Source organism: Crateriforma spongiae (assembly GCF_012290005.1).
GTDB lineage: Bacteria > Planctomycetota > Planctomycetia > Pirellulales > Pirellulaceae > Crateriforma > Crateriforma spongiae.
Window position 1 is genome coordinate 885,320 of the sequence record NZ_JAAXMS010000001.1, and the last position, 23,352, is coordinate 908,671.

Consider the following 23,352-nt stretch of genomic DNA (forward strand, 5'->3'; position numbering starts at 1 on the left):
CGAACCCGAAGCGACCGGCGACGCACTTTAGAAGAAGTCGATTCGATGATCCGGGTGCAGTTGGATGATCGCCTTCTTCCAGTCGCTAGTGCGACCGTATCGAAACTTGAATCGCCGCGTCTTGCCTTTGCGAGTCTGGGTACGCACTTTGGCGACCTTGACATCAAACAGCGATTCGACCGCACGGCGGATGTCAATCTTGTTGGCATCGCGGTGGACTTGGAACGCGTACTGGTTGTTCCGTGTCGCCCGGTGGACACCTTTTTCGGTCACCAAGGGACGCAGCAGAATCTGGTGGGGTTCCAGTTCAACGCCGCGATGGGTGGGTTCCGGAGGATTGATCTTGCTCATCACTCATCACTCCCTTCGGCGTTGGCCGCGAAGGTGCCGTCTTTGATTTTGTCCAAGGCCGCTTTGGTGATCAGCATCCGCTTGGGACGAAGCACCGAAAGGGCGTTCAGGTCACGCACTTGAGCGACCGAGACACCGGTGATGTTGCGGCCACTCTTGTAGATCATGCTGTCCTGATCGCTGGTGGCAACCAACGTCGACACGCCGCCCAGGCCCAAAGCCTTCAGGGTGCCGGCCATTTGCGAGGTCTTCGGTTCTTCGAACTTCAGGTCGTCCACGACCACGACTTCGCCGTCGTCGATCTTGCTGCGGATGGCCATACGCGTCGCCAGCTTGATCGCCTTCTTGGGCAATCGGTAGCTGTAGTCGCGAGGGGCGATCGTACGAGCCACGCCACCACCACGGCGGACGTTGGTACGCTTTCCGCCAGCCCGGGCGTTACCGGTGCCCTTTTGGCGATACAGCTTTTTCTTGCTACCGGCGACCATGCCACGCGTCTTTGCGGCACGACTGCCTTGACGCTGGTTGGCTTGGTACATCACCACAACGTCGTGCAGCAATTGCTTGCTGATACGGTCGGCGATTTGTTCGGTATCGATGTCGTAGCTGCCGACTTCGCTGCCGGCGGCATCATAAACGGGCAGTGTTGCCATAACGCTTACCCCAACTTGTTGGTTTGACGGACGGAGACGAAGCCGCCATTGGGGCCGGGAACCGCGCCGCGTACCAGCAGCAGGTTGTTCTCCGGGTCCACGCGAACGACGTCCAGGTTTCGCACAGTGCTGCGGGCATTTCCATATTGCCCGGACATGCGACGACCTTTGAAGACGCGACTGGGCGATGCACTGCAACCGGTACCCCCGGCGTGACGGTGGACTTTCTTCACACCGTGTGATGCACGCTGACCGCTGAAATTGTGCCGTTTCATGACACCGGCGTAACCACGACCTTTGCTGGTGCCGGTGATGTCCACTTTCTGGACTTCGGCGAATTGGCCGACGGTGACTTCCGCACCGATTTCCAGATCCGTTGCGCCGCGGAATTCACGGACGAAACGCTTGGGTTCACAATCGGGCTTGGCGGGCAGTTCGACGCCACCTGCCGAGCGTTTCTTTGAACGCTTGCTGTCCAGCTTGGCGACGTGCCCGCGTTCGCTGCGGTTGGCCAAGCGACGGGGCTTGTCTTCGAAACCCAATTGAACTGCTTCGTAGCCGTCCCGTTCCACGCTGCGAACTTGCAGCACGTGACAGGGTCCCGCCTGGATCACGGTCACCGGCACGACAGTCCCGTCGTCCTGGTAAACCTGCGTCATTCCGACCTTGCGGCCGAGTATGGAAGGAGACATAGCAACCTGCACCCCGCCGTATCACGGGGCCCTCAAACGTTCGTATTGGATTCCGAAGTCGCCGAGACCGAACCGAACTCGTGTTCAAACCTTAAGCAATCAACCCGAGGGCAACGCGAAGGTTGGCGAGCGGTTATCGGCACGGCTTCCATGCATGCAGAAACCAGCGAATAAACCACAAAACGACGAGACGACCACCGGGTCGCTTCGCCACGACCGGCTGATTATCGAGCGGACGCCTTGATCTTGATGTCCACGCCAGCCGGCAAACTTAACTTGTTCAATGCTTCAATCGTTTTGGCCGTTGCCTGAACGATGTCGATCAGACGCTTGTGCGTCCGGATTTCATATTGCTGCCGAGACTTCTTGTTCACGAACGGACCCGACAAAACCGTGTAGCGTTCCACTCGCGTGGGCAACGGGATCGGGCCGTGAACCTCGCTGTGCGTCCGCTTGACGGTATCCACGATCTCCAGAGCGCTCTGATCAAGCACAGAGTGATCGTAAGCTTCCATTCGGATGCGGATAACTTCGTTCGTCCCGGCAGACACAGCGACAACCTAAAAAAGGAAATACCAAAGGGCGTTTCGCAAAACCGCGGCCATGCCGAAAGCATATCGGCGTGCGTACTGGCAGCGTTGCGGGACAACCCCGCTCGGCGAAGGCAAGGAAGGTATGACCCGGCGAAAAAAACGTCAACAGCTGTTATGAAATTCGGACGAACTTTTTCCGATTACGACCGGATTTTGGCATGACAAGCCGTCCACAAGCCCCTGATGGTCTGTCGCACCCGCCCCGACCGGGGGCGCAGGCGACCGTTGATCGCCCGCGTCCGTTGAGTCTGCCGGCGCGATCGGTCGCTGCGATTGCCGCGTGCGTGCCCTTGGTGCTGTTGGTCATCGCGTCCACATTGCAGCCGAGTTCCGAAGGTCTGGGAACCCACCGTCAACTCGGGCTACCGCCCTGCTCCACACGCATCTTGCTGGGCGTGCGTTGTCCCGCCTGCGGCATGACGACGTCTTGGAGCCACTTCACCCATGGCCAGTGGTCCAGCAGCCTGGCAGTGAATTCGGGAGGATTCTTTCTGGCGGTGTTTGCACTGCTATTTAGCGGTGTGACGATCGGGGTTGCCTGGCGCGGCCGATTGCCGCGACCGGAATGGATTCGAGTGCTGGGATGGTCCGCCGTCGGGATTGCAGTGTTGACCTTGGTCGACTGGGCGATCCGGCTGGCAAGCGAAGCCGGTGCATAAGGTGTCGCCGAAGACGTTGTGAATCAGCCCGACTCCGCGCCAGATCGCCGGGTCAACGCACCAGGGTGAGGCGACCAGGGTGAGACGACCTGTGCACGGAAAGGGAGGTTTGCTGCCCCGGCGAAAGATTGCCGGCAATCGGATGTCTGTCAGAAAGGGCTGTCGTCGTCACTTGGCGTTTGCCCACCATCCGTTTCGATGCCGATTCCGAAAGGATCCAGGTCATCAGTGTTTGTGGCCGGTTGGGTGGCCGGCGCGGCGGACTCGCCGCCGAACGAATCGCCCAGGCCGAACGGATCGGCATCTTCGCGCAGTCCGAAGGGGTCCTGTGAATCGCTGGTGGCCGTGCCGGACGCGCCGCTGTCCTTCGGGTCGCTTTCCTGTGATTGTATGCCCCGGTTGGTTGGCATCGGATCCTTGGCGGCATGGCCGGTGCGTCGGTCGTGAAGTTCGCGGTAGGAGCCTTCCATCAGCCGGTCCTCTCGGTCCCCGCCGGCGACAACAACGATGGCCGATTCGTCCAGGACGCCGCGATCCTTGACGTTGATCGCATAGCAACGCGTTTGGCAAAGCCCGCAACCGACGCAAGCGTCGTCGATGACCAACGGGGCTAGGAATCCGGTTCCTTCGATCGGCATCCCGTTTTCGTCGGTTTGGACGCCGACCTGGGTGTATTCGATGGCGTGATAGCCGGCCGCCTGGCATTCCTGGACACACAGATCGCAATCCTCTTTACCGGCCAGCGGCAAGCAAGTGGATTCATTCAGGATCGCCAGCCCCATCCGCGCGTACCGCTTTTCTTCGATGGGCAATGCCCGAATCGCACCCGTCGGGCAAACCTGGCCGCACGCGTTGCAACTGGATTCGCATCCGGCCCAGTCCGCCTGGACCATCGGCGTCCACAATCCTTCCAGGCCTTGCTGGAATCCCTCCGGTTGCAGCACGTTATTAGGGCAAGCTTTGAAGCATTCACCACAGCGGATGCACATCTGCAAGAATTCTTGCTCGGGAACACTGCCGGGCGGTCGCACCGGGCGAAAGGATTCGTCATCGGAAAGATTGGCACCGAATGCTTTGGTGGCCGCCACTGCTCCGACGCCACCGACCACGGCCGCCGCACCGCCACCGACGGCCGACAGAAATCCGCGGCGGCCCAGCGAGGTTTCGCCCGTCGGTGGGTCGTCAAAGGTTTTCAGCTGGACCAGGTTGGTTCGCTCGACAAATTTGATCGCATGCGTCGGGCACACGCCGCCGCACGACTGGCACATCGTGCAGTCCGTCCCGCGAGTCGTGAAGTCTGGTTTGATCGCATCAAACGGGCAGATTTCCACGCACTTGTTGCAGTGGATGCAGCTGGATTCGACTTTGCGTTCGGTCGCCCGGAACAGGTTGCCCACGCTGAATACCGCGCCGCTGGGGCACACATATTTGCACCAAAACCTGGGACGCAGGAATCCCAAGCACAGCACCGCCGCAAACAGCAACAGCGAAACGATGTGCCCCGCATTGATCGGCGGGATCAAATGCCAGCCTCGCGTTGTGCCTGTTTGCACCGGATCCAGCAAGAACAGCATTCCCCGAGTGACCACCGGGATCGCTGAAAAAAAGCCAGAGACCAGCACGCCGCCGACCGCTGCGATCATGGTCCCAGCCAACAAGTAGTACTTGATGTGAACCCACCAGCCGTCATCAGGAACGCGGAAGCGGCGAACGCGTCCGGCCACCATCCAGTCGAACAGATCAATCGTGGTGCCCAAAGGACACAGATAGCCGCAAAAACCACGCGGGATCAAAACGCAAACGATCAAGATCACGCCCGCCGCGGTCAGCGACCAGACAAGGCTTCGCGATGCGACGGCCGTCGAAAGACTGACCAGCGGATCGATGATCAGAAACAACTCGGCCGGTAATTTTTCCTTGCCTCGCAGGTTGTCGGCGTAATGCGAGGGCCATTGTCCCGGCCGCATCGCGTACAAGTCGTAGGGGCCGGTACTAAAGAAGAAGGCGTCCCACTGTCCCGCCGCCTCGGTCTGGCTGGGCTTGAGTGAAATCGTCCCGTCGGAGATCACGTCGATGCGATACCGTCCCAGATCCGCGGATGCATCGTCGAGCACGCCTGTGTCGATGACAAAGTAGTCCCCTGCTTCGATGGAAGCGTTCGTCGAGTCATCGGCCTGGAACCGAACTTCACCCGATTGCTGGTCAACCGTTTGCAATAACCAACCGGTCGACGCGGGCTGGACCAACGCCGGCCGGGAGTCATACGGCCAGCAAACGTAGAAAAACAAAATCCAAAAGGCGACCAGGCATGTGCCTTGAACAAGCCGTCGCACCGGAGCAGCCGTCCAGCTGGGACCCAACCGGCGAAGCCATCGTCGAACCGGGCCGCGGCGTTTGGTGGTCCAGTCGGACTGCAGGGCCGACGGCATCACCCGCCGCATCGTTCGTCCCAGGAAAGACGGCGAGACCGCACTGCCCGCCTTGGGCCGCCGCAGCATCGGCAAAAACCAGTCCAAGCGGATCAGCGCGGCGGATCCGTCGTCACTGCGAAAACTGGACAACAACATCAAGACGCTTGCGGCCAACCCAACGATCGACGCGGCCAAGACAATCGGGGCCATTCGGACGGTTCCGACCGCCCATTGCCATCGGTCGGTACCGGCCACCAAAGCCGCGATGCTTACCAGCGCGATCCCAAGGGCCAGCAATCGTTTTTTTCCAGCCGTCATGATGAATCGTCGTCGGGGTTCGTTTTGTGTACGCGCAGCGTCAGCGATCAGGCGACAATCCGCCAGCCAGGAGCCAAACGCTACTCCGGTGCATCGGATGGTTCGTCAGCCAGACGCAGTAATCCCAACCGCCAGGGGATGTCGCCGTAGGAACCACGCCGGTATTCCGTGTCCGAAGCCCCCTGGAACAGCAACGTCAAACCGTCCGCCGAAATGCTCAGTCGTTGGTCAATGCCGTCGCGAATGAATTCACCGTGGCTGTAGGAGGTTGCCCATGACGTGGGTTGGTTGATGACGTTCTTGGGGGCGACAAATGGCTTTTGTCGACTGGCCGCCAAAGGCCGCCATGTTCCGTCCAATGTGTCTGCGATGAACGTCTTGAAGTAGCGACGCTTTCCATCTTGAGCTTCGACCAAGGTCACGTACTTTTCCAAACCCTTGATGTGGTACGTGTGGCTGGCCTCATAGATGTCGGCCTGTAAAGCGATCACCGGTTCGGACCAGCCGCGGTTGGGGAATTGATCCAAGCGGGTTCGCGAACGCCACAATTTTCCGTTCAGTGAAGTGAAAAACAGATAGGCATGATCGTTGTCGCATATGACCCAGAAATCTAACCCGGCCTTCTTGCCCTCCGGGACTACGTACAAAGGCTCGGGACGACTCCAGCCGGCCGGGTCGTTGATGTCGTCGTTGACCGAATAACAGGGGCCGTAGCGAAGATTTCGCGATTCATCCGCCGCCTGGTAAATCAGATACCACTTTTGGTCGGGACGGAAATAGAAGATTTGCGGCGCACCGTGGTAGTCCAAGGTCAAATCCAGGACGGACCATTCGGACGACTTGGCCTGTTCCCACTGGGCAAATTTCAGGTAGCCGATGCGTATCCGTCCGTCGCCCTTCTTGTCGTTGCGAAGCGTACAAAACAAATGCCAGTGTCCGTCGTGACGAACCACGCTGGGGTCTTTGACGGCCACCCAGCGATGATCCGGCAATTCCGGTAAGCGATCTTGGTCAACACTCAAGATGGGCGTGCCGACGTGCCACTGAAACCGACCGTCGTTCCAGCTTCCGTCCGCCGGATCGCCGGCAAGAAGCGATAGATGAAAGCACACGGACGCAAGAACAGCCAGTGCGATACGCAAAGCGACAATCATGGATTGGATCCTTTGCCCAGTGCCATCGCGGTGGCGGTGATGATGGCTTGGGATGTGATGGTCGCACCGCTGGTCCCGTCGATGTCCTTGACCGTTTGTTTTTCGATGATTTGACGCGGTGTATCGGTCAGTGCGGCGTAGAACTGCTTGTCTTTGTGTTTGACGACTTTCACGGATTCAATTCTTGCGTCGGCAACGATGACATCCACCGTCAGAGGCCCAGCGTAGGCCGTGGCCGTTGCCTGGTAGGTGCCGTCGGCGATCTTGGTCACGTCCACTTTGTCGAACAGCCGAATCGCCTGGATGGCATCGCGAGCCCTGCCGTGATAACGCTTTTTGTATTCGGCGTTTCGCGCGCGGTCTAAATCCAAGATGCGTTGGTAGTACTGAATGGCCTCGTCGTATCGGCCCGCGTTTCGAAGGGCGTCACCGGCGTTCAAGAAGGCCTCATTGAAGAAATTGCTGTTGGCGTAAGCGGCAGTCAATCGAACGGCTCGGTCGACCTCCCCCATGTCACCCAGTAATTTGATCGCGTCGAAGTGAATGCTGCGTCCGGCCAACGCTTGCAAGGCCATCGATTTGTTGCCCAGTCGCCAATAGCATTCCGCCAAGTGCACGCCCAGTTGCTTGTCTGGCGCTGCCCCCGCCAGCTTCATGTAATAGGCCGCGCGTGGGTAATCTTGCAGGAGCTCGAAATACATTTGCCCCAGTTTCTCGAAGTCCCGTTTCAGTAACTTGGGGTCGTTCTGGTGTTGGTTGATGCATTGATGAACCAGCTTGATCCCGCTGTGCCAGCGTCCCGGGTTCGGATTCACTCGTCCCCAAATGTATTGACCCACATTCTTTGACTCGTTCCACGGTCCCCCGGGCTTCAGCGGCCATGAAAGGTCCAGCGACGCAGGATGGTTCATCGGCGTCGACGCCAACCAGCTGGGCGGTTGTTGCCCGGCCTGTTGGATGATCTGCAAGACTTCGCCACGCGAACGATTCAGCTGATTCGGATCGCTGTTTGCCGAAGATGATGCGGTGCTCGCCGTGGTTTTCGGCGTGATCACAAACCGCTTGCCGCCGAAGGTAACCGCATGGACTTTGTCGTAGGGATAGGTGCGGGAAATCGTGCGGCCACCGATGTCTGTTTCAAAGTCGAACTCTTTGTCGGCTTTGCGAATCTGCAAAATCTTTCCGTCCAGCTCGGTGCCGTTGACGAATTCGATTTTGTCAGCGGCTTGCGCCATGCCGGATCCGAAAACCGACAGCACCATTAGGGCAATGATTGCCAAGTGAAACCTAAGCGTGGAATACCGGCGAACGCGTGGGAAGTCTGGCGCTACTGTCAAACCGCGGTTGACGGACGCTGTTTTGCGAAACTTCGATGGTTGCATGTTGGTGCTGTAGTGCGAACGGTTCAAATGTGGTGGTTCATCACGGCCCCGTGCGGCGGTGTGCCGACTCCCGCCGATTCGAACACCGCCTCCGTCAGTTTAGTTGTTGCGGCTGCGACGATGTGTCCCGCGGCGATTGTTAACGATCCCGATCGTCGGTTCAGGCACGGCCTTCGCCATCTTTTCCAGGGTGATAGTACACCGCCCGTTTTTCGTTTGTTGGAGACAATCGCCGTGACGGTCCTCGATCCGATGCAAACGGAAGTCTGCCGGCGTCAACCCAATCGTTTTGGGTGGGCTTTGGTTTTGGTTAGTTTCGTTGTGACTTGCGTCTCCGTGTCCGTTCGGGATGGATCAACAGCAAGATGGGACGTGTCGACGACTTTGCCAGTGACGCTGGTTCAGGATCCCGGGGAACGCGACGTCAGGCCGAACGGATTCGATCTATCCGAATCACTGGTTCCCGTCGAACAGATCCTCCGCGGCGGGCCACCCAAAGACGGGATTGCCGCGTTGACCGACCCCGTCGTCTTGACGGTGGAGCAAGCGGACGCGATGCGTGACGTGGATCGTGTGATCGGTGTTGCAATCGGTGGTATGGCCAGGGCCTATCCGATTGCCATCCTGAATTATCACGAGATCATCAACGATCAATTGGGGGATCATGCGATTGCGGTCACCTTCTGTCCGCTTTGTGATTCAGCGGTCGTGGTCGACCGGCATATCGGATCAAGATCGATCGAGTTCGGTGTTTCGGGCTTGCTGTTCAACAGCAACGTGCTGATGTACGACCGGCGAGTATCGAATCCCAGTCTGTGGTCGCAATTGGATCTGCGAGCGATCAGCGGGCCGATGGCGGGAACTCGCTTGATGCCCGTTCGCCATGATTTGGTTCGGTGGAAGCAGTGGATCGGCCGGCACCCGCAATCCACCGTCGTATCGATCCGTTCGGCCGATCCCGATCGCATCGGGCGTCAACGCGACTACACCGTCAATCCGTATGAGGCTTACCTGCGACGACCGGGGCTGATGTTTTCGGTCAATCCTGCGGCGATGGTGTTGCCAGCCTCGGACTTGAAGTCGTTGGTTTTGGGGGTGACGGCCAACGGCAAGGCCGGATTCGTCACCGCCGATGCATTTGGCAATCGAGCATCTTCCCGCCGTTTCCAGCTGGCCGGAGCTTCATTGATCGTGAATTTCGATCCGGTTGTTCGCCAATTTAGGGTCACTCAGGCAGATCCGGCCGTGTCGTGGACGCATTCGTTTCGTTTCGCTTGGCAAGCTTTTCATCCGACCTCCGAAGCTCTGCGACCAAGCCGAGAAGGATCGCCAAACCGTTGACGCATCGCACCCGGGAATGCTGCTTGCGGAATCGAATCGATTTTTCTACGCTGTCGCAACCGAGGTCGTCGTCTCCACGGACTGCCCCCATCGGGCGATTAGCTCAGTTGGTTAGAGCGCTGTGTTCACACCGCAGAGGTCACAGATTCGAATTCTGTATCGCCCATTGATGTGAGTTTCGGAAAACACCGTGTTTTCCCGGTCGGATCGCTCCTGTGAGCGTTACCTGCCCAAGGCAGTGCGACCCGTTTCCAAGTCATTCTTGATATTCGATATCAAGAATCATTCGGAGGACGGCAGCACATGCCACGCAAACGTTCTATGGCCCCCGGTTATCGCTACCACGTATCGGGCCAAGCAGTCGTCACGCTGGACGGTCGCAACTTCTATCTGGGTGAACACGGAAGCCCGCAAAGCTGGGCCAAGTACTACGCACTATTGGCGGAGTACAACGCCAACGGCCAGCGGATGCCCGAAAAAGTCGAAACGCATAAGTCAGACCAAGCGGTGACGGTGCGATGCTTGACGGCCGAGTTTCGCGAGCACGCCAAAGCCCGCTACGCAAAGAACGCTGGCGAGCTTTCCAGATACGGGAGCCTGTGTTCCTTACTGGAGGATGAATACGGCGACGATCCGGTCGAAAACTTCGGCCCCCGAAAGCTTGCCGAACTGCGCGACCTGTTCGTCGCGTCCGGCAACTGCCGCAAGTACGTCAACACGCAGACACGTTGCATCGTTTCGATCTTCCGATTTGGAGTCAGCCGCGAGATTGTGAAGCCGGAATACCTTGTCGCTCTGCAATCACTGGAACCGTTGAAGCGGGGGCAGACCAAGGCCCGCGAATCAGCACCCGTGCAGCCGGTCGACATCGAAGCGGTGCGGCTGACGGCGAAATACCTATCGCCGACTGTTAAAGCGATGGTGCGGATTCAGGCGGCAACCGGGATGCGTCCGAGTGAAGTCTGCAATATGCGTCCGACCGACATCGAGAAGCGATCCGACGGTGTGTGGGTGTACCGACCGCCGACACACAAGACCGCTCATCATGGCAAGACCAAGGCGGTGCCACTGGTTGGCGATGCGAAGCTGGCGCTAAAGCCGTTTTTGGACCGGCCTGACGATGAATACTGTTTCAAGCCGAAAGAGTCGGCCGACTGGCATCGGGAGCAGCGAACCGCGAACCGCAAAACGCCACTGAACCAAGGCGACCGGCCGGGCTATGGCAAAACGGCGAGGGACGGATCGCGCAAGGAACGAAACTATCGGTCCCGGTTTTGTGCGGACAGCTACCGACGTGCAATCCGCAGAGCGGCAGAGAAAGCCGGGACCGATCATTGGTTCCCCTATCAACTTCGGCACACCGCGGGGACGGTCATTCGCGAAGCGTTGGGCGTGGAAGCCGCACAAGCAATGCTTGGCCATAGTCGTGCGTCGATGACTGAGCACTACGCTAAGCAATCGTTAGATAAGGCAATCGAAGCCGCCAAGGCTGGGCCGCGAGTCTGAGTCATAACTTCGCAACGCAAGGTGGAAGTTTCGGACAAAGCGGAAGTTCTGGAACCTGTGGGATTATCCATTGGCCAGAGCCGTCGACGGGAAAACACTGCAAGAGTTGCAGCATCTGCAACCCGCTTGGAGTCTTCGATTCCTGGAACAAACGCTAGAAAATTGTGTTCAACAATCTAGCTGTCAGAGTTTAGGGCGACACAAATCCAAGCGCATTCATGCCCCGAAAACGCGTTTGGAGCCAATACGATGCCGTCGGTTGTTAATCAGGTCCGTAGCAATGTACAGCGAGTCCTGAGCGAGGACCTGCTTACTCTCAACGAGGCCCGAGACGAGCTCTCAGTCATTCTTCGTAAGCGGCCCGATAAATCAACTCTAGTCCGATGGATCACGATTGGTGTCGGGCCTGGTCAAGGAAAGGTCAGGCTTGAGGCTGCTCGCATTGGTTGCCAATGGATGACCAGTCGGCAGGCAATTACTCGCTTCATCGAAGCGAGAACCGCTCAGTAATGACGAAACGGCCACCGGGGACGAACCGGAAGCCGCTTCATGTTTTGCGCCGGCGGGCCAACGCCGGCAAGTAGAAAGAACACAACGCCGGAGACCAGGCAGTGAGCAAATTCATGTTACCGCATGAGCGACCGAAACCAAGCCCATCTTGCAATGAACCGGGGACATTGGCCGAACAACTGGCCGCCGTCAACGTCGCCATCTACCTTGGCCGCCGTCGCGGGACCGATGCAAGGTCCGAGTGGCATGATGCGCGGCGGCTGGTCATGCCGCATACACACGAGGACCAGGAGGCAGGGCAGTGAGCGGATTCACGCAACTGCCGAACGCAGTCTGGGAGACGGGAGTTGCATCCGATGACGCACTTCTCGGACTCTACATGCGACTGAAGCGACAGGCGAATTACCGCGAGTCCTGGTTCAAGGGGAAAAAGATCGAGCGAGGCGAAATCGCCTTTGCGTGGCGCAAGCTTGGCGAGCGACTGTACCCCGACGGGAACGCGCCAGCGATGAATACTCTTCGGCGACGGATCGAGCTTTTAGAGAAGATGAAAGCCGTGACGGTGGAGCCTATCGGGCGTCAGTTTAGCGTCATCCGTGTGTCAAATTTTGATACACCGGCTGATACACGAACTGATACACCGGCTGATACACGAACTGATACACCGGCTGATACAGATAGAAGAAAGAAAGAAAGCAATAAGAAAGACAGAAAGGCGGCCGCGTTGCGTCCCTCCCTCCATGAGGTTTCCGAGTTTGCGAAATCGCTGGATCCATCGAAGTATCAAAACGCTGTCGGTTGCGTCGAAGATTTCCACGATCACTACGAAGCGAACGGCTGGAAGCAAGCCAGCGGACGCCCCATCAAAGACTGGCGAGCGGCGTTTCGCGGATGGGTGCGGCGGCAGGCTGAATTTGCGCGAAATCGGCGGGGGCTTCATGTTGGCGATGGACAGCCAGAGATCCGGCTCGCTAAGCGATACAAGCCGGCGGGGGTCTTGGCATGAACTTGCAAGAAAGATCCATCGACGCGGAACGCTCGCTGATCGGTGCCGCGATCCTGGACCCGTCCACGATCGACGTAGCCACTGGCATCGTTTCTGACGCCGACTTCTCCGAGCCCGACGCTCGAGCCGCGTTTCGTGTCGCCGTCGCACTACGCGATGCGGGCGAAGCCGTGACGATCGATCGCATTGTCAGGTCAGGAGTGCCGGCGGCGTTTGCCGCGAAGTGTTGCCACCACGCGGTGGCGAGCAGTGCCGCAGCTTATGCCCGCGATGTTCGATGCCTTTCGATGATGCGGGCCATCTTGGCGGCCACCCGATCGTTTTCCAGCCGCGTCGAAGCTGAAGCGGCCGAAGCGATGCCCGACCCGTCACGGCTCGCCGATTGGATGGTTGCCAGACTGGAGCAAGCGGTCGCCGGCGGTTCATCACTGACCACGGGCCTGGTCGGAGACTATGCCGACCAGGCACTGCACGACATCGCCGAAGCGATTCAGCGTCAGGGCCAGATGGGGCAGTCGACCGGTTTCGTCTCAGTGGATGAAACCATTGGCGGGCTGTTTGCTGGCGAATTGACGACGATCGCGGCGCGGCCTGGAATCGGGAAGACATCGCTGGCGATTCAAATTTGCCGACACGTCGCGTCAAAGGGCAAGCGGGCCGTCATGTTCAGCCTGGAAATGACCGGCAAAGAACTGGCACAGCGTAGCCTCTGTTCATCCGCCGAAGTATCAAACCAGATGCTCCGATCGGGATCGGTGGACAGCAACACGTTCGCCAAGCTGCAAGACGCGGCCGATGGGATCCGCGACTTTGACTTCCACATCGATGACAGCCCCGAAACGGACATCGGACGCATCCGGGCCATCTGCAAGATGCTGGCGACCGAACGTCACATCGACATCGTGGCGGTCGTTTACATCGGCCTGGTGAATCCATCGGGATCGTTCCGAAGTCGCAAACGTACCGAGCAAGTCGGCGAAGTCACCAAGGGCTTGAAGGCGTTGGCAAAGACGCTGGATTGTCCCGTGGTGGCACTGTCCCAAGTGAACCGTGAGGCGGCCAAAGAGGGATGGTTGAGGCTTCACCACTTGTCCGAATCGTCGTCGATCGAGAACGACAGCAACGCGGTTTGGTTTATTCAGCGCAAGGCGGCGGAAAGCCCAGTGCTAATGCCAAAGGTCTACATCGACGTAGCGAAAAATCGCAACGGGCAGACAGGGCAAATCCAAATCGGCTGGGATCCGGACATCACGAGGTTTCGCGACCTCGAAGCCCGTGACCTTGAGAACCACGAGCCTGCCTTTGATGAGTGGTCTGGATGAGAGCCATAGGTTCTTTCCGGGCCGCCCCTTTCCCTTACCCGCCACGAAGATACCGGGAAGGGAGAGAGTGTTTGTTTCGCGCAGCAACCGACAAGCCTGAAAACGACACCCCGCCAATGGGGACCAAATTACACGGGTGTAACCCATCCGCTTGAAACTCGCTCAGTCGGCCGGCGATCCACTTGGCCGCCACCCAAATGCTCGAAAGGATGAATCCATGACCACCAAGCAAACAAACAACGAACGCGCCGCAGTCGACGCGGTCAACCGTTGGCTATTCTCCGCCAGCGTCTTTGAAGACCCGCCGGCACCGACGAGCGATCGTATCGGCATGTGCAGAGAGCAAGCCGAGCAGTTGTTTTCGCCGTTCCCCCGATCCGGTCCCCGGGATGACCGGACAGCGATCATGGAGCTACGGATGCGTGGCTACGCGGCCGCCCCGCTCGACCTTTTTCGCATCCTTCCGAACCCGCGCGGCAAGTTCCCAATTAACGAGATTGATCGTCTCGCCAACTTGCTTGAAGCCGAGCAGCGATTCACGCCGGAGGCCGGCCACGCCGCGTGTTTGGGGTTGAGCTATGCCGAGTACGTCGCCGGACTGCCCGAGGGGGACGCTTCCTTCATCTGCAGGGGCGATGACTGATGAGCTTCCCAAGCATCCTTCGCCGCAAACCAAAAACCGTCCAATTCGCAGGCGGAAGGGTTGAGCTTGCCGCGTCCGCTGGCGATGGCCAACACGTTCGGGAGTTCTCCGGCATCGCCTACACCGGCGGTGCCATGCGGCCATCTGGTTTTGCGGTTGATACCTACGTCGACCTGACCGGCGCCAAAGCCGCCCCGGGAAAGCGACCGATTCACCGAGATCATGATCCCGGACGCGTTATCGGACACAGCGAAGCAATCGAAATCGGATCGGCTGTCATCGCCGTGGAAGGCCGGATCAGCGGATCCAACGACGCAACGGCCGAGATTCTCGCATCGGCCGATCGTGGCTTCCCGTGGAAGTTGTCGATCGGTGCCAAGATCGACCGCATCGAACACGTCCAGGCCGGACGAAATGCCACGGTAAACGGTCGCAAGGTCACCGGCCCGGCGGCAATCATTCGAGCGTGCACCGTTTACGAGATCAGTTTTGTTTCGCTGGCCGGCGACGATGCCACCAGTGCCGTTATCAACGCCAATCAGGGAACCGAGATGAGTTTCGAGCAGTGGCTTCAAGCGAGCGGATGGGACACAACCGCTCTTTCCGACCAGCAAACCCAGCAGTTGCACGCGACCTATCAGCGCGAGCAACAACACACGCCGACGGCTGGACCGCTGAACGCCGGCGGATCCGTTGCGATTGGCGATCGCCAAACCGATACCGACACCGAGCGACAACTGCAGGTGGAGGGCATCTGTTCGGCCTACGGTTATCCGACCATCGAAGTGAACGGCCAAACCGTCGCATTACATGACCACGCGATGCGAGCCAACTTGAACGCGAATCAGGTGCAACTGTTAGCCGTTCGAGCATCACGCCCCAAGAGTTCGCCGTCGATCCACACCGGCCGCCACGCCGGCGCGGGATCAAGCACTCGAGACTTGGCAGCCGCGGCCGTTCTCGTTGCGATGGAAGCCGATGGCGTTGCTGAGAAGGAATTCGGCGAACGCACTACCCAGCAAGCCCGCGACATGCGATGCCGAAACGTTGGCGATGTTGCAATGCGTTTGTGTGCCCACTTGGGGTTTGGCGGCGTAGGCGTTTCGGCGTCCGAGGCAGTGACGCATCTGCAAGCCGCGTCGAGCACGTACAGCATCCCAGCCACGCTATCGAACGCGGCGGAAAAGATGCTCGAGCGCGATTACATCGAACGGCCGCCGGCTTACACGCAATTCGCCGCGATCAAAACGGCTACCAACTTCAAAGAGAACACCGGGATCCGCGTCACCGACACCGGGCAATTTGAGGAAGTCGGGGCCGACGGTGAACTGAAACACGGTGGCGTCGATGAGAAGACGTTCGCGTGGTCGGTCGATCAATACGGCAAAACCACGGCCATGAGCCGCAAGGATTGGATCAACGACGACTTGGGAGCGTTGCGAACGCTGATTGAAGCCCACGGCCGAGCCGGCCGGCGGGCGGTGAATGATTTGGTTTGGCGTGTCATCTATGCGGCAAAGGCGGCCAACTGGTTCAGCACCGCAAACTTGAACTACGTTCAAGGGGCATCTACTGCACTGGGAATCGAATCCCTGGCAGCTGCGATCCAAGCCATGCGTGAACGTCGCGACGACGAAGGGAACGACCTGGACATTGAGCCGGCGCTCTTGGTGGTCGGCCCGAAGAATGAGCAAAACGCAAAGGCGCTGCTGCAGTCGGACTATATCCAAGCGCTCGCCGCCGGAGATTCAACCGCGATTGAGCAACGCGTCACCGGAAACCCGTTAAAAGAAACGCTTCGACACATCGTTGAGCAGCGAATCAGCAACACGGTCAAATTCACCGGGAACGCGCCCGAGAACTGGTTCTTGTTTGGCCGTGCATCAGACCTGCCGATGGTGGTTGGATTCTTGGATGCGGTCAAAACCCCGCGAGTGAAGTTCTATGACGTCGATCACACGCCCGACAAGTTGGCCGTTCAAATCAAAGCCTACTTTGATTACGGCGCTGCGATGGCGGACCAAAAACCGACGTACATGAGCAAGGGGAAGGCGTAGAAGCGGAGTTCTGAAAATTCGCCGCCGATACGAACGGGATCGCGTTCCCCGTTTTCCTTTGTCGCGGCCGAGTGTTGTCTAACTTCCAGTATTCGGCCCATTTTCAATTCTCCGATGTGCACGCTCGTAGCGTGCTTCGCCGGCGGCCGATGGTGATGCTTTGAGCCCTGGAGCCGGCCGCCGGCTTTTAGCCATGGCTATCTTTGGCAGGCCCCAAGTCGACGGGGGTATGCCAGCGGGCAGATGGCCGAATCGGCACGCTGTTCTGCTCTGCTATATGACTCACCTCCGGCAACGCAGGAATTTGCCCAACGTACTCATAGGACAATGACCCGTTCATGTGAGAAACATCAGCACGAAATAACGGTTTGAGCATAAGATACGCGAGCCCGTTTCCGCTATTTTGCTCAAAATCGTAAGAATACATCGTGACGTGCGAAGGTTTGAAAAACCGATCGATCGCGCGTTCAGAAACCGCAAAATTGACACCAGCGCAGTTCAGTGACATTGCTGGGTATAGCAACGCATCGCACAAGGGTTGACTACTAGAAAGAAGAAAATGTCCGATAGCGCCCGTCAACCTAAACAATCCGGGGCGATGGTCGCGATCAGTCGTCAACAGTCCCGATAGTGCGTTTCTCACTTGAACAATTCTCTCAAGCAAATCCTTCTCGAACCTTTTTTGAAGAAAACGAAGGTGTTCTTGGTCCCACTCAAAAAACTGCTTTAGAAACGGATGCGTTAACTTGCTTGGATCTTGATTTATAAGAGCAGAGGCAACTCGAAATTCTTTATTAGATTGAAAAGACCCTTCCAAGATTGACACGTAACCGACAAAGCGACCGGACTCCCAAGGCCTTGCGACTTCGGTAACGGAAGTTATCGGATCCAATGAAGCATAAAACAATGGGTGCTCACGTATATTTAGTCGACCTAAGTTAACTGCCTTGGGGTTGGGATTGGTCGACAGTTCGCTGGCTGTCGCGAACAAGTACGAATTTTCTTGCAGGCGCGCCCGTCCTACGGGCAAGTATCCCGAGTACGATATTTTTTCCAACAGAACAATTTGGGCTATCTCTTGCGCCAGCTTTCCAATCTCTCGACTGGATTTTCGGTCGAGATCTGCACACTTCAGTTCGTTGAACATTCGTGTGAGATCGTAACGATCACGTCCTACCAAGGTGTTGATAAAGAAATCAAGAGCCATCTGAATAAAAACACCTTTCGACTAATGAAGTAGCAAGATAACTAGCAAAAATCGGCAACCCGCATGATAAAGGCCGAGGGTTTTGAATTGGAGCCCGGTATTTGTAAGCGTAAGCACGGGCTTGACGGCTAACCGTGCCTTTGCAAAACTGATGTTGGCTGTCTGACTGTCGGCGATGGCTTAGAAACTGTCGCTGACTTGACCGACCGGGTGTCCTGCCGGCGGTGACAAAGGTCGATTTCTCACCTCTTGACTTTGGAACCCACCAGCACGGCGATGCGTCCGGCGGACGCAAAGTATTGATCCGGCATCGGCCGGGGAGCCAAGCCCATCGGGGCCGGAGTGAGAACCGGCTTTCTAAGCGTATCGCCGTGCTTGTGTGTGCGCGTGCCCAAACGGATGCACGCGGGAAGGGTATTTCGAACCATGCGCGGGAGCATTTTTGGCCGGGACATCGACCCGGATTCGGTCTGGCAAACCCAGTGGAAAACAACGGTGTTTTGGGTCCTGCCCCTCACTTCGGGCGGCCACCCTGCAGACTTGGGCAGCTACATCGCGGTTTCGGAGGACGCCGCGGGAGAAGCCAAGCGTAGGATTGTGAAAGACGGATTTTTCCATGCGGTGATCCCCATTGAGCTGCAGTTTCCAGACCTGCCCCTGACCATCGACGTTCATCGGCTGGCGGGATTCGCCAACGCTGAGGTGGAACAGGCAACGTTTTCGGTGTATCAGCCACCAGCGGAGCCCGGGCGTGCTCGTTCGCGCAAGTCCGGCCCAACACTGAAGCAGGTGCGGGAATGCTGGGCTGGGCTCTCTGACGACGCGAGGGAGGCGATTCAGGAAATCCTGTGGCATGACGAAGGCCGTCCGGGGTGCCCCTTTGAACGAACGGCCATTCAGGTGAAGCAGAAGGTGATGGCATGAAGCCGATCGAATCACCGAATAGCCGGCGGTATCGACAATTCGAACGTCTGCTCTTGGTCATCGAGCTATTGGCGCCGCTGAGGCTCGGAGCGATGCCTCAGGAAATCGCGAACGACGTTCGCGACATCTTGGGCGAAAGGATCAGCGATCGCACGATACGGCGTGACTGTGAAGCCCTCGTTGAACTTGGGCTCGTGGACCGGACATCACCGGCATCAGCACGATACCGCTGGCGTGGCCGAACGATGCGGTCGGAATCGATACTTCGATCGGCAGAACTGCACGCGGAGCTCACAAGCTAACGCCAAAAAACGCCGTGATCCCGAGGCGTCGTATCGGGATCGGTGGGTGCGACCGGATCGCACCATTCAGCTAAGGAGCTGGGATAAACGGTCCGAAAGAGTCGATGCCCAAATCGAGAAGGAAGCACTCTTTACGGCGTTGTCGTTGAGTGCCCTTCTGACTTCAGACCAAATGCCCTCGTTTCTTGCGTTGTCCAAAAACTCATGACCGATCCAGGTAAGGCGTAGACCGAAGTACCAGTTGCAATCGTTCCCGTGATCGATTTGATCCCAAGCGACCAGCCCAGCCTCCTGCAGGATTTTCAGGTGATAGTCTAGGACTTCAGCAGACTTATCCGGCAACTTATCGAATGGGCCTTTATTGTCATGGGGGAGATCCTCAATTTGGAAAAAGATGTCCCGCACTAGCTGCATGTCACGTTTCATAGCGTTACCCCATTCTTGATATCTGTACCCAAGAATTGGCCATTTCGGCCCAATTCAGGACATCTAATATCACAATCACCCCCATTGGTTGCAACGAGCGTTGCACGCGGTATGCTGGTGAACAGCAACGGAAACGGGGTTTTTCCCGCAAAAACCGGGGTAATGGTTGCGTGTTTCATCGCGATTCACACCGCAGAGGTCACAGATTCGAATTCTGTATCGCCCATCACGCCGTTATGCTCCGAGTGGAGCGTAGCGGCGTTTTCTTGCAATCAGCCCGCAACTCGCGGGCTTTCTTTTTGGGGAGCACGCCACGGGCGCCTAACCCTGTAGTCGCTCTCGCCAGTAGCCAGGTTTTCGGCGTGTGTGGGCGAGCGTTACGAAGTAGATTCGATCGTCTCGCAGGATATAGGCGAGAACGAATGGGAACTTTTGGAACCGGTAGCCTCTAGTCTCGTGTAGATACGGCGCGCAAGACTCCGGTGACCTCTCGATGAGAGATTCAGCAGACTGCACTAAAGTACGAAGCTCGTCAGCGGCCTGCTCATTTCGGTCGCGGTACCACTGAATCGACTCTCGGATTTCTCAGATCGTTTCCGGATGAAACTCAGTCTGGTAGTTCCGCTTCGCCATCAATCATCTTCCATGCTTCGGCCGACGGAATCGTGTTCACTCGGCCTGAATCAATGTCGTCGATTCGGCTCCGTATCTCGTTGGCCCAGGCGTTTTGAATCTCGGCAGCCGAATCCCCATCAAGTTGTGGCTGAAGGCTCGCCAGGATCGCGTCGACGACTTCCGCTCGGTCAGATGCGGGAAGTTGTAATGCGGACGAAATGAGTTGCTGAGCAGTTTCCGACATTTCAGGGTTCCAACGCTGTAGTGAAAACGCCAGGCACTATTGTAACAGCCAAAGCGAGGATGTCGAAGAATGCCCACAATTGTCTTGACAGTGTCACGACGATGTCGAGCGTTGCGCGATGGTCAGTATCGCTTGCCGAATCGGTTCGTCCAGAGTGGACCAGAGTAGCACGAGTTGGCAAAGCGTTTCATCGTCTCGGATTGCGTCGGATAATGCGTCGCCTTGTTTGACTGGCGTTGTGATTGTCGATGTTTCAGGCGATTTTTTGGAGCCTGTATCCCCCATTGATTCTAAGTTCTTGCTGGATCGCTCTTTAGCGTCACCGCCGACATTTGGCGTGCGGCTTGTGTTCGAACGGTTTCGGAGTAGCCGACTACTTCGAATCGATCGTGAGTCGCCATCGTGCTGAGGAAACGCACGGAACAGCCGGCGTATCTGTATCAAGCCAGCGGGCAAGCAAAGGTCCGTTTGGAGCATCGAGACTTCTAGCTGGCCAAGCGCGGAACGCCGGAAAGCTGCGCCCCGCTACTGCGCGTTGTTGTCCGAATCCAACGCCAACGGGAAGCAGTCGCCCGAGGACGCGCCGACGCACCAAGGGGATGCGGCGGTCCTGGTCCGTCGCATCGTGGCCGATTCTGACCTGCAAGCTGACACTTGCCTGTGGCTGACCAGGCATGAGAACCTGACCGACTACCAGAAAGCTAGGTCTAATCTGGTCTGCAAACAGTAACTCAAGACGGATAAGGATTGGGCATACACGGAAGTGCGTCGCGACCTTTGACGCCACGGAGTCGCAACGGCGTCTTGCTATGATTGGTATCGTCGTTTCACCATGGAGAATTCAAATGTCGAAGGCGAGTTTGTTGTTGATGATTCTGCTGGCCGGAGGCGTTCGCGCCGAATCGCATGGCGGTGCATCATCGCAAGAGACAATCGCGAGCTTTTTGCGACAGGAGGTTGCGGCCGGCCATGTTGTGGGGGCTCAAGTTCTGGTGGGCGGGGTGGGTTCCGGGAACGAGCGGTCGGTGAACATCGGAACGCTTGGACCAACGGATCAGCGTTCTGTTTCTGACGATACCGTGTTTTGTATCGCTTCTTGTTCCAAGCCGGTCGCCGCCGCCGCAGTTTTTTCGCTACTTGACCATCAAGTGTTGTCCTTGAGCACGCCGGCGAGCCAATGGATACCCGCGTATGGTTCGCCGGTGACAGCGGACGGGATCAATGTGCGTTCGCCGACCTTGCGTGAATTGCTCGCCCATCGCGGAGGCATTTATTCGCAAAAGAACCGGCTGACCAAAATTCAATTGAGAGCGATTCGTGATTTTCGTCTATCGCTTGAAGAATCAGTGCAAATGATCGCAAAACAACCTTTGTCTTCGCCGCCGGGGACGAAGTATGCGTACAGCGGCGCTGGATACATTCTGGTGGGAATGATGGCGGAAAAGGCGAGTGGGCAAGCCTTCGAATCGGTGCTGCGGAAGAGAGTTTGTGAGCCGCTGGGGATGGCGTCGACGACTTACTTTCCGGTTGCACTTGGGCTTGAGGAAATTGCGATGGGAGGCAAGTCGCAACTCGTTCCGCCTCATACTTTGGGGCAGAGGCATCGGCTTCCCTTGGTGGGAGGGAGTCTCTACACGACTGCGAACGATCTTGGGAAATTTGCCAGGATGATGGTGGACCAGGGGCGCTTGGCCGAGGAGCAAGTGATGAGCGAAGTGTCTTGGCAGCGTTTTGTGTCACCCGCATTTCAAACGCAGTCATACGGGTACGGTTGGATGCTGGCCAAGCAAGGCAATCGCGTGGTCACCGTTTCCCACGGTGGATCTTTGCCACCCTACCAAGCGGCGATTCGTATCGATTTGCAACGCGAGCAATATAGGATCGTGCTTTGGACGTTGGCCAAACCCGGGAACGCTCAGATGACATCGCGAATCCGCAAGCGAATTGCCGAGTTGATGAAGTAGCGGACGCAGTCGCATTTGCGATCCAGTCGGCAACGCACTACTGTCGGACCACGCGAAATCCGGTGTAGATCGAAGCATCGCCAGCTTCGGCATAGGTGCGGATGGAGCATCGAACGGAAGCCGGTGCGCAGGTCCAAGCACCGCCACGCATGCAACGCCAGTCGCCGTATTCATGCTGGTCGGTCTTTTTCGTTTCCACTGGATCGTCGACGTTGAATTCGGCGCGTTTCTGGTGGGGCACATCGTCCAAGTATCGACGGTATAGGTCGGGGACCCATCGGTCATGGCACCATTCCCAGACGTTGCCGTGCATGTCATATAACCCCCAAGGATTGGGGCGAAAGCTTGCAACCGGTGCCGTGAAAACAACGCCGTCACCGTCATCGGGTTCCAGTTTGACGGCCCGTTGGTAGCGTGTGGTGTTTGGATAGGCCGTCTCCAGTGCCCCGTCGGCGACATTCGCGTGACGGTATGCATCATCAGGATTGGTTCCCCAGGAATACCATGACGTTTTGCCGGCACGGCAGGCGTATTCCCATTCCGCTTCATTGGGCAGTCGGTAGGTGACGCCCTCCTTTTTGCTCAACCATTCGCAAAACGCGGTTGCGTCGTTCCAACTGACGGCAACAACCGGATGATCATCGGTCTGCGCGAAACCCGGTTCCCGCCAAGTCACCGAGGGGGATCTTTGAAATCGGTCGTTGTAACGCTTCTGGTCCGGGAAAAGGCCGAATGCACCGGCCCCCATTTCGGCATCCGTTTGGTAGTCGGTTGCGTCGGTGAAGGCACGGAATTGCGCGACAGTGACCTCGGTCGTTTGAATTTGAAACGACTTGCTAAGAGTTACCAGGTGCGATGGGGAATCGAACTTGAAATCGGCATGATTGCTGTAACGATGAGTGCGTGCAAAAAGGCGGTCACGCTGACTGGAACCATCGAAACCACGACGATACGTTCCCGGCGAAACAGTGACGAAGGCCATTCCCAAAGAGTTGACGTTCGAGGCCGATTGGGGTTGGTCGGCTAGCAGGGGCCACGTTGCTGAGATGAACGATGACAAGATCATCGCGAT

At 57.6% G+C, this 23,352-nt stretch carries 22 protein-coding genes and 1 tRNA gene; 12 read left to right on the plus strand and 11 right to left on the minus strand.

Features of this window, described 5'->3' with window-relative positions; genetic code table 11:
- Window positions 1-27: 27 nt before the first annotated feature.
- From rplW to rpsJ, 4 genes are all read right to left on the minus strand, one after another.
- Complete coding sequence (rplW, locus tag HFP54_RS03290; protein ID WP_145300720.1) at window positions 28-351, minus strand: 50S ribosomal protein L23; 324 nt, start codon at window positions 349-351, stop codon at window positions 28-30.
- Window positions 351-1,004 carry a 50S ribosomal protein L4 gene (rplD, locus tag HFP54_RS03295; protein ID WP_168564016.1) on the minus strand — a complete coding sequence of 218 codons (654 nt, stop codon included), beginning with the start codon at window positions 1,002-1,004 and terminating at the stop codon, window positions 351-353. The genes rplW and rplD overlap by 1 nt, the downstream gene beginning before the upstream one ends.
- A gap of 5 nt (window positions 1,005-1,009) precedes the next feature.
- The gene (gene rplC, locus HFP54_RS03300; RefSeq protein ID WP_390656512.1) at window positions 1,010-1,663 is read right to left on the minus strand and encodes a 50S ribosomal protein L3; all 654 of its coding nucleotides are present in this window, start codon (window positions 1,661-1,663) and stop codon (window positions 1,010-1,012) included.
- A gap of 257 nt (window positions 1,664-1,920) precedes the next feature.
- Window positions 1,921-2,247 carry a 30S ribosomal protein S10 gene (rpsJ, locus tag HFP54_RS03305; protein WP_145300711.1) on the minus strand — a complete coding sequence of 109 codons (327 nt, stop codon included), beginning with the start codon at window positions 2,245-2,247 and terminating at the stop codon, window positions 1,921-1,923.
- Window positions 2,248-2,447: 200 nt separating this feature from the next.
- On the opposite strand from rpsJ, the gene HFP54_RS03310 reads away from it, so the two are divergent.
- A complete protein-coding gene (locus HFP54_RS03310; RefSeq protein ID WP_168564017.1) occupies window positions 2,448-2,948 on the plus strand; it encodes a DUF2752 domain-containing protein in 501 nt (166 codons plus the stop codon).
- A 149-nt stretch (window positions 2,949-3,097) separates the two neighbouring features.
- On the opposite strand, the gene HFP54_RS03315 is transcribed toward HFP54_RS03310, so the two are convergent.
- The 3 genes from HFP54_RS03315 to HFP54_RS03325 all read right to left on the minus strand — a co-directional run bounded on the left by HFP54_RS03315 (window position 3,098) and on the right by HFP54_RS03325 (window position 8,066).
- Window positions 3,098-5,677 (minus strand): 4Fe-4S binding protein, encoded by a 2,580-nt coding sequence (locus HFP54_RS03315; RefSeq protein ID WP_168564018.1) that lies wholly within the window; start codon window positions 5,675-5,677, stop codon window positions 3,098-3,100.
- An 80-nt stretch (window positions 5,678-5,757) separates the two neighbouring features.
- Window positions 5,758-6,831, minus strand: a complete 1,074-nt coding sequence (locus HFP54_RS03320; RefSeq protein WP_168564019.1) for a glycoside hydrolase family 62 protein — start codon at window positions 6,829-6,831, stop codon at window positions 5,758-5,760.
- Entirely contained in the window at window positions 6,828-8,066 is a 1,239-nt protein-coding gene (locus HFP54_RS03325) for an FMN-binding protein (RefSeq protein ID WP_168564020.1), read from the minus strand. Before HFP54_RS03325 ends, HFP54_RS03320 begins: the two co-directional genes overlap by 4 nt.
- 519 nt (window positions 8,067-8,585) lie before the next feature.
- Here HFP54_RS03325 and HFP54_RS03330 point away from each other — a divergent pair.
- The 8 genes from HFP54_RS03330 (at window position 8,586) to HFP54_RS03365 (ending at window position 16,598) form a co-directional block, all read left to right on the plus strand.
- The gene (locus tag HFP54_RS03330; protein WP_168564021.1) at window positions 8,586-9,554 is read left to right on the plus strand and encodes a DUF3179 domain-containing (seleno)protein; all 969 of its coding nucleotides are present in this window, start codon (window positions 8,586-8,588) and stop codon (window positions 9,552-9,554) included.
- 92 nt (window positions 9,555-9,646) lie between these two features.
- A tRNA-Val gene (locus HFP54_RS03335) sits at window positions 9,647-9,720 on the plus strand.
- Between the two features lie 137 nt (window positions 9,721-9,857).
- Entirely contained in the window at window positions 9,858-11,060 is a 1,203-nt protein-coding gene (locus tag HFP54_RS03340) for a tyrosine-type recombinase/integrase (RefSeq protein WP_168564022.1), read from the plus strand.
- Between the two features lie 249 nt (window positions 11,061-11,309).
- A complete protein-coding gene (locus HFP54_RS26315) occupies window positions 11,310-11,570 on the plus strand; it encodes a DUF1580 domain-containing protein (RefSeq protein ID WP_168564023.1) in 261 nt (86 codons plus the stop codon).
- A gap of 301 nt (window positions 11,571-11,871) precedes the next feature.
- Entirely contained in the window at window positions 11,872-12,576 is a 705-nt protein-coding gene (locus HFP54_RS03350; RefSeq protein WP_168564024.1) for a hypothetical protein, read from the plus strand.
- On the plus strand, window positions 12,573-13,898 hold the full coding sequence (locus tag HFP54_RS03355) for a replicative DNA helicase (RefSeq protein ID WP_168564025.1): 1,326 nt from the start codon (window positions 12,573-12,575) through the stop codon (window positions 13,896-13,898). Before HFP54_RS03350 ends, HFP54_RS03355 begins: the two co-directional genes overlap by 4 nt.
- A gap of 217 nt (window positions 13,899-14,115) precedes the next feature.
- A complete protein-coding gene (locus HFP54_RS03360) occupies window positions 14,116-14,541 on the plus strand; it encodes a hypothetical protein (protein WP_168564026.1) in 426 nt (141 codons plus the stop codon).
- Entirely contained in the window at window positions 14,541-16,598 is a 2,058-nt protein-coding gene (locus HFP54_RS03365; RefSeq protein ID WP_168564027.1) for a phage major capsid protein, read from the plus strand. Before HFP54_RS03360 ends, HFP54_RS03365 begins: the two co-directional genes overlap by 1 nt.
- Before the next feature lie 187 nt (window positions 16,599-16,785).
- Here HFP54_RS03365 and HFP54_RS03370 read toward each other — a convergent pair whose 3' ends face one another.
- The gene (locus HFP54_RS03370) at window positions 16,786-17,805 is read right to left on the minus strand and encodes an RES domain-containing protein (RefSeq protein WP_168564028.1); all 1,020 of its coding nucleotides are present in this window, start codon (window positions 17,803-17,805) and stop codon (window positions 16,786-16,788) included.
- Window positions 17,806-18,231: 426 nt separating this feature from the next.
- Here HFP54_RS03370 and HFP54_RS03375 point away from each other — a divergent pair, with 426 nt between their 5' ends.
- Window positions 18,232-18,729: a hypothetical protein gene (locus tag HFP54_RS03375; protein ID WP_168564029.1), complete on the plus strand. Its 498-nt coding sequence runs from the start codon at window positions 18,232-18,234 to the stop codon at window positions 18,727-18,729.
- A 368-nt stretch (window positions 18,730-19,097) separates the two neighbouring features.
- Here HFP54_RS03375 and HFP54_RS03380 read toward each other — a convergent pair whose 3' ends face one another.
- Together HFP54_RS03380 and HFP54_RS03390 are read right to left on the minus strand one after the other, a co-directional pair.
- Window positions 19,098-19,457, minus strand: coding sequence for a DUF2513 domain-containing protein (locus HFP54_RS03380; protein ID WP_168564030.1), 360 nt, complete (start codon window positions 19,455-19,457; stop codon window positions 19,098-19,100).
- 607 nt (window positions 19,458-20,064) lie between these two features.
- The gene (locus HFP54_RS03390) at window positions 20,065-20,316 is read right to left on the minus strand and encodes an addiction module protein (protein ID WP_168564031.1); all 252 of its coding nucleotides are present in this window, start codon (window positions 20,314-20,316) and stop codon (window positions 20,065-20,067) included.
- A gap of 538 nt (window positions 20,317-20,854) precedes the next feature.
- On the opposite strand from HFP54_RS03390, the gene HFP54_RS03395 reads away from it, so the two are divergent.
- Window positions 20,855-21,046 carry a hypothetical protein gene (locus HFP54_RS03395; protein WP_168564032.1) on the plus strand — a complete coding sequence of 64 codons (192 nt, stop codon included), beginning with the start codon at window positions 20,855-20,857 and terminating at the stop codon, window positions 21,044-21,046.
- A gap of 115 nt (window positions 21,047-21,161) precedes the next feature.
- A complete protein-coding gene (locus HFP54_RS03400) occupies window positions 21,162-22,280 on the plus strand; it encodes a serine hydrolase domain-containing protein (RefSeq protein ID WP_168564033.1) in 1,119 nt (372 codons plus the stop codon).
- Between the two features lie 37 nt (window positions 22,281-22,317).
- Here the strand turns inward: HFP54_RS03400 and HFP54_RS03405 are convergent, their stop codons facing one another.
- Window positions 22,318-23,262, minus strand: a complete 945-nt coding sequence (locus tag HFP54_RS03405; RefSeq protein ID WP_235951213.1) for a formylglycine-generating enzyme family protein — start codon at window positions 23,260-23,262, stop codon at window positions 22,318-22,320.
- Window positions 23,263-23,352: the final 90 nt, after the last annotated feature.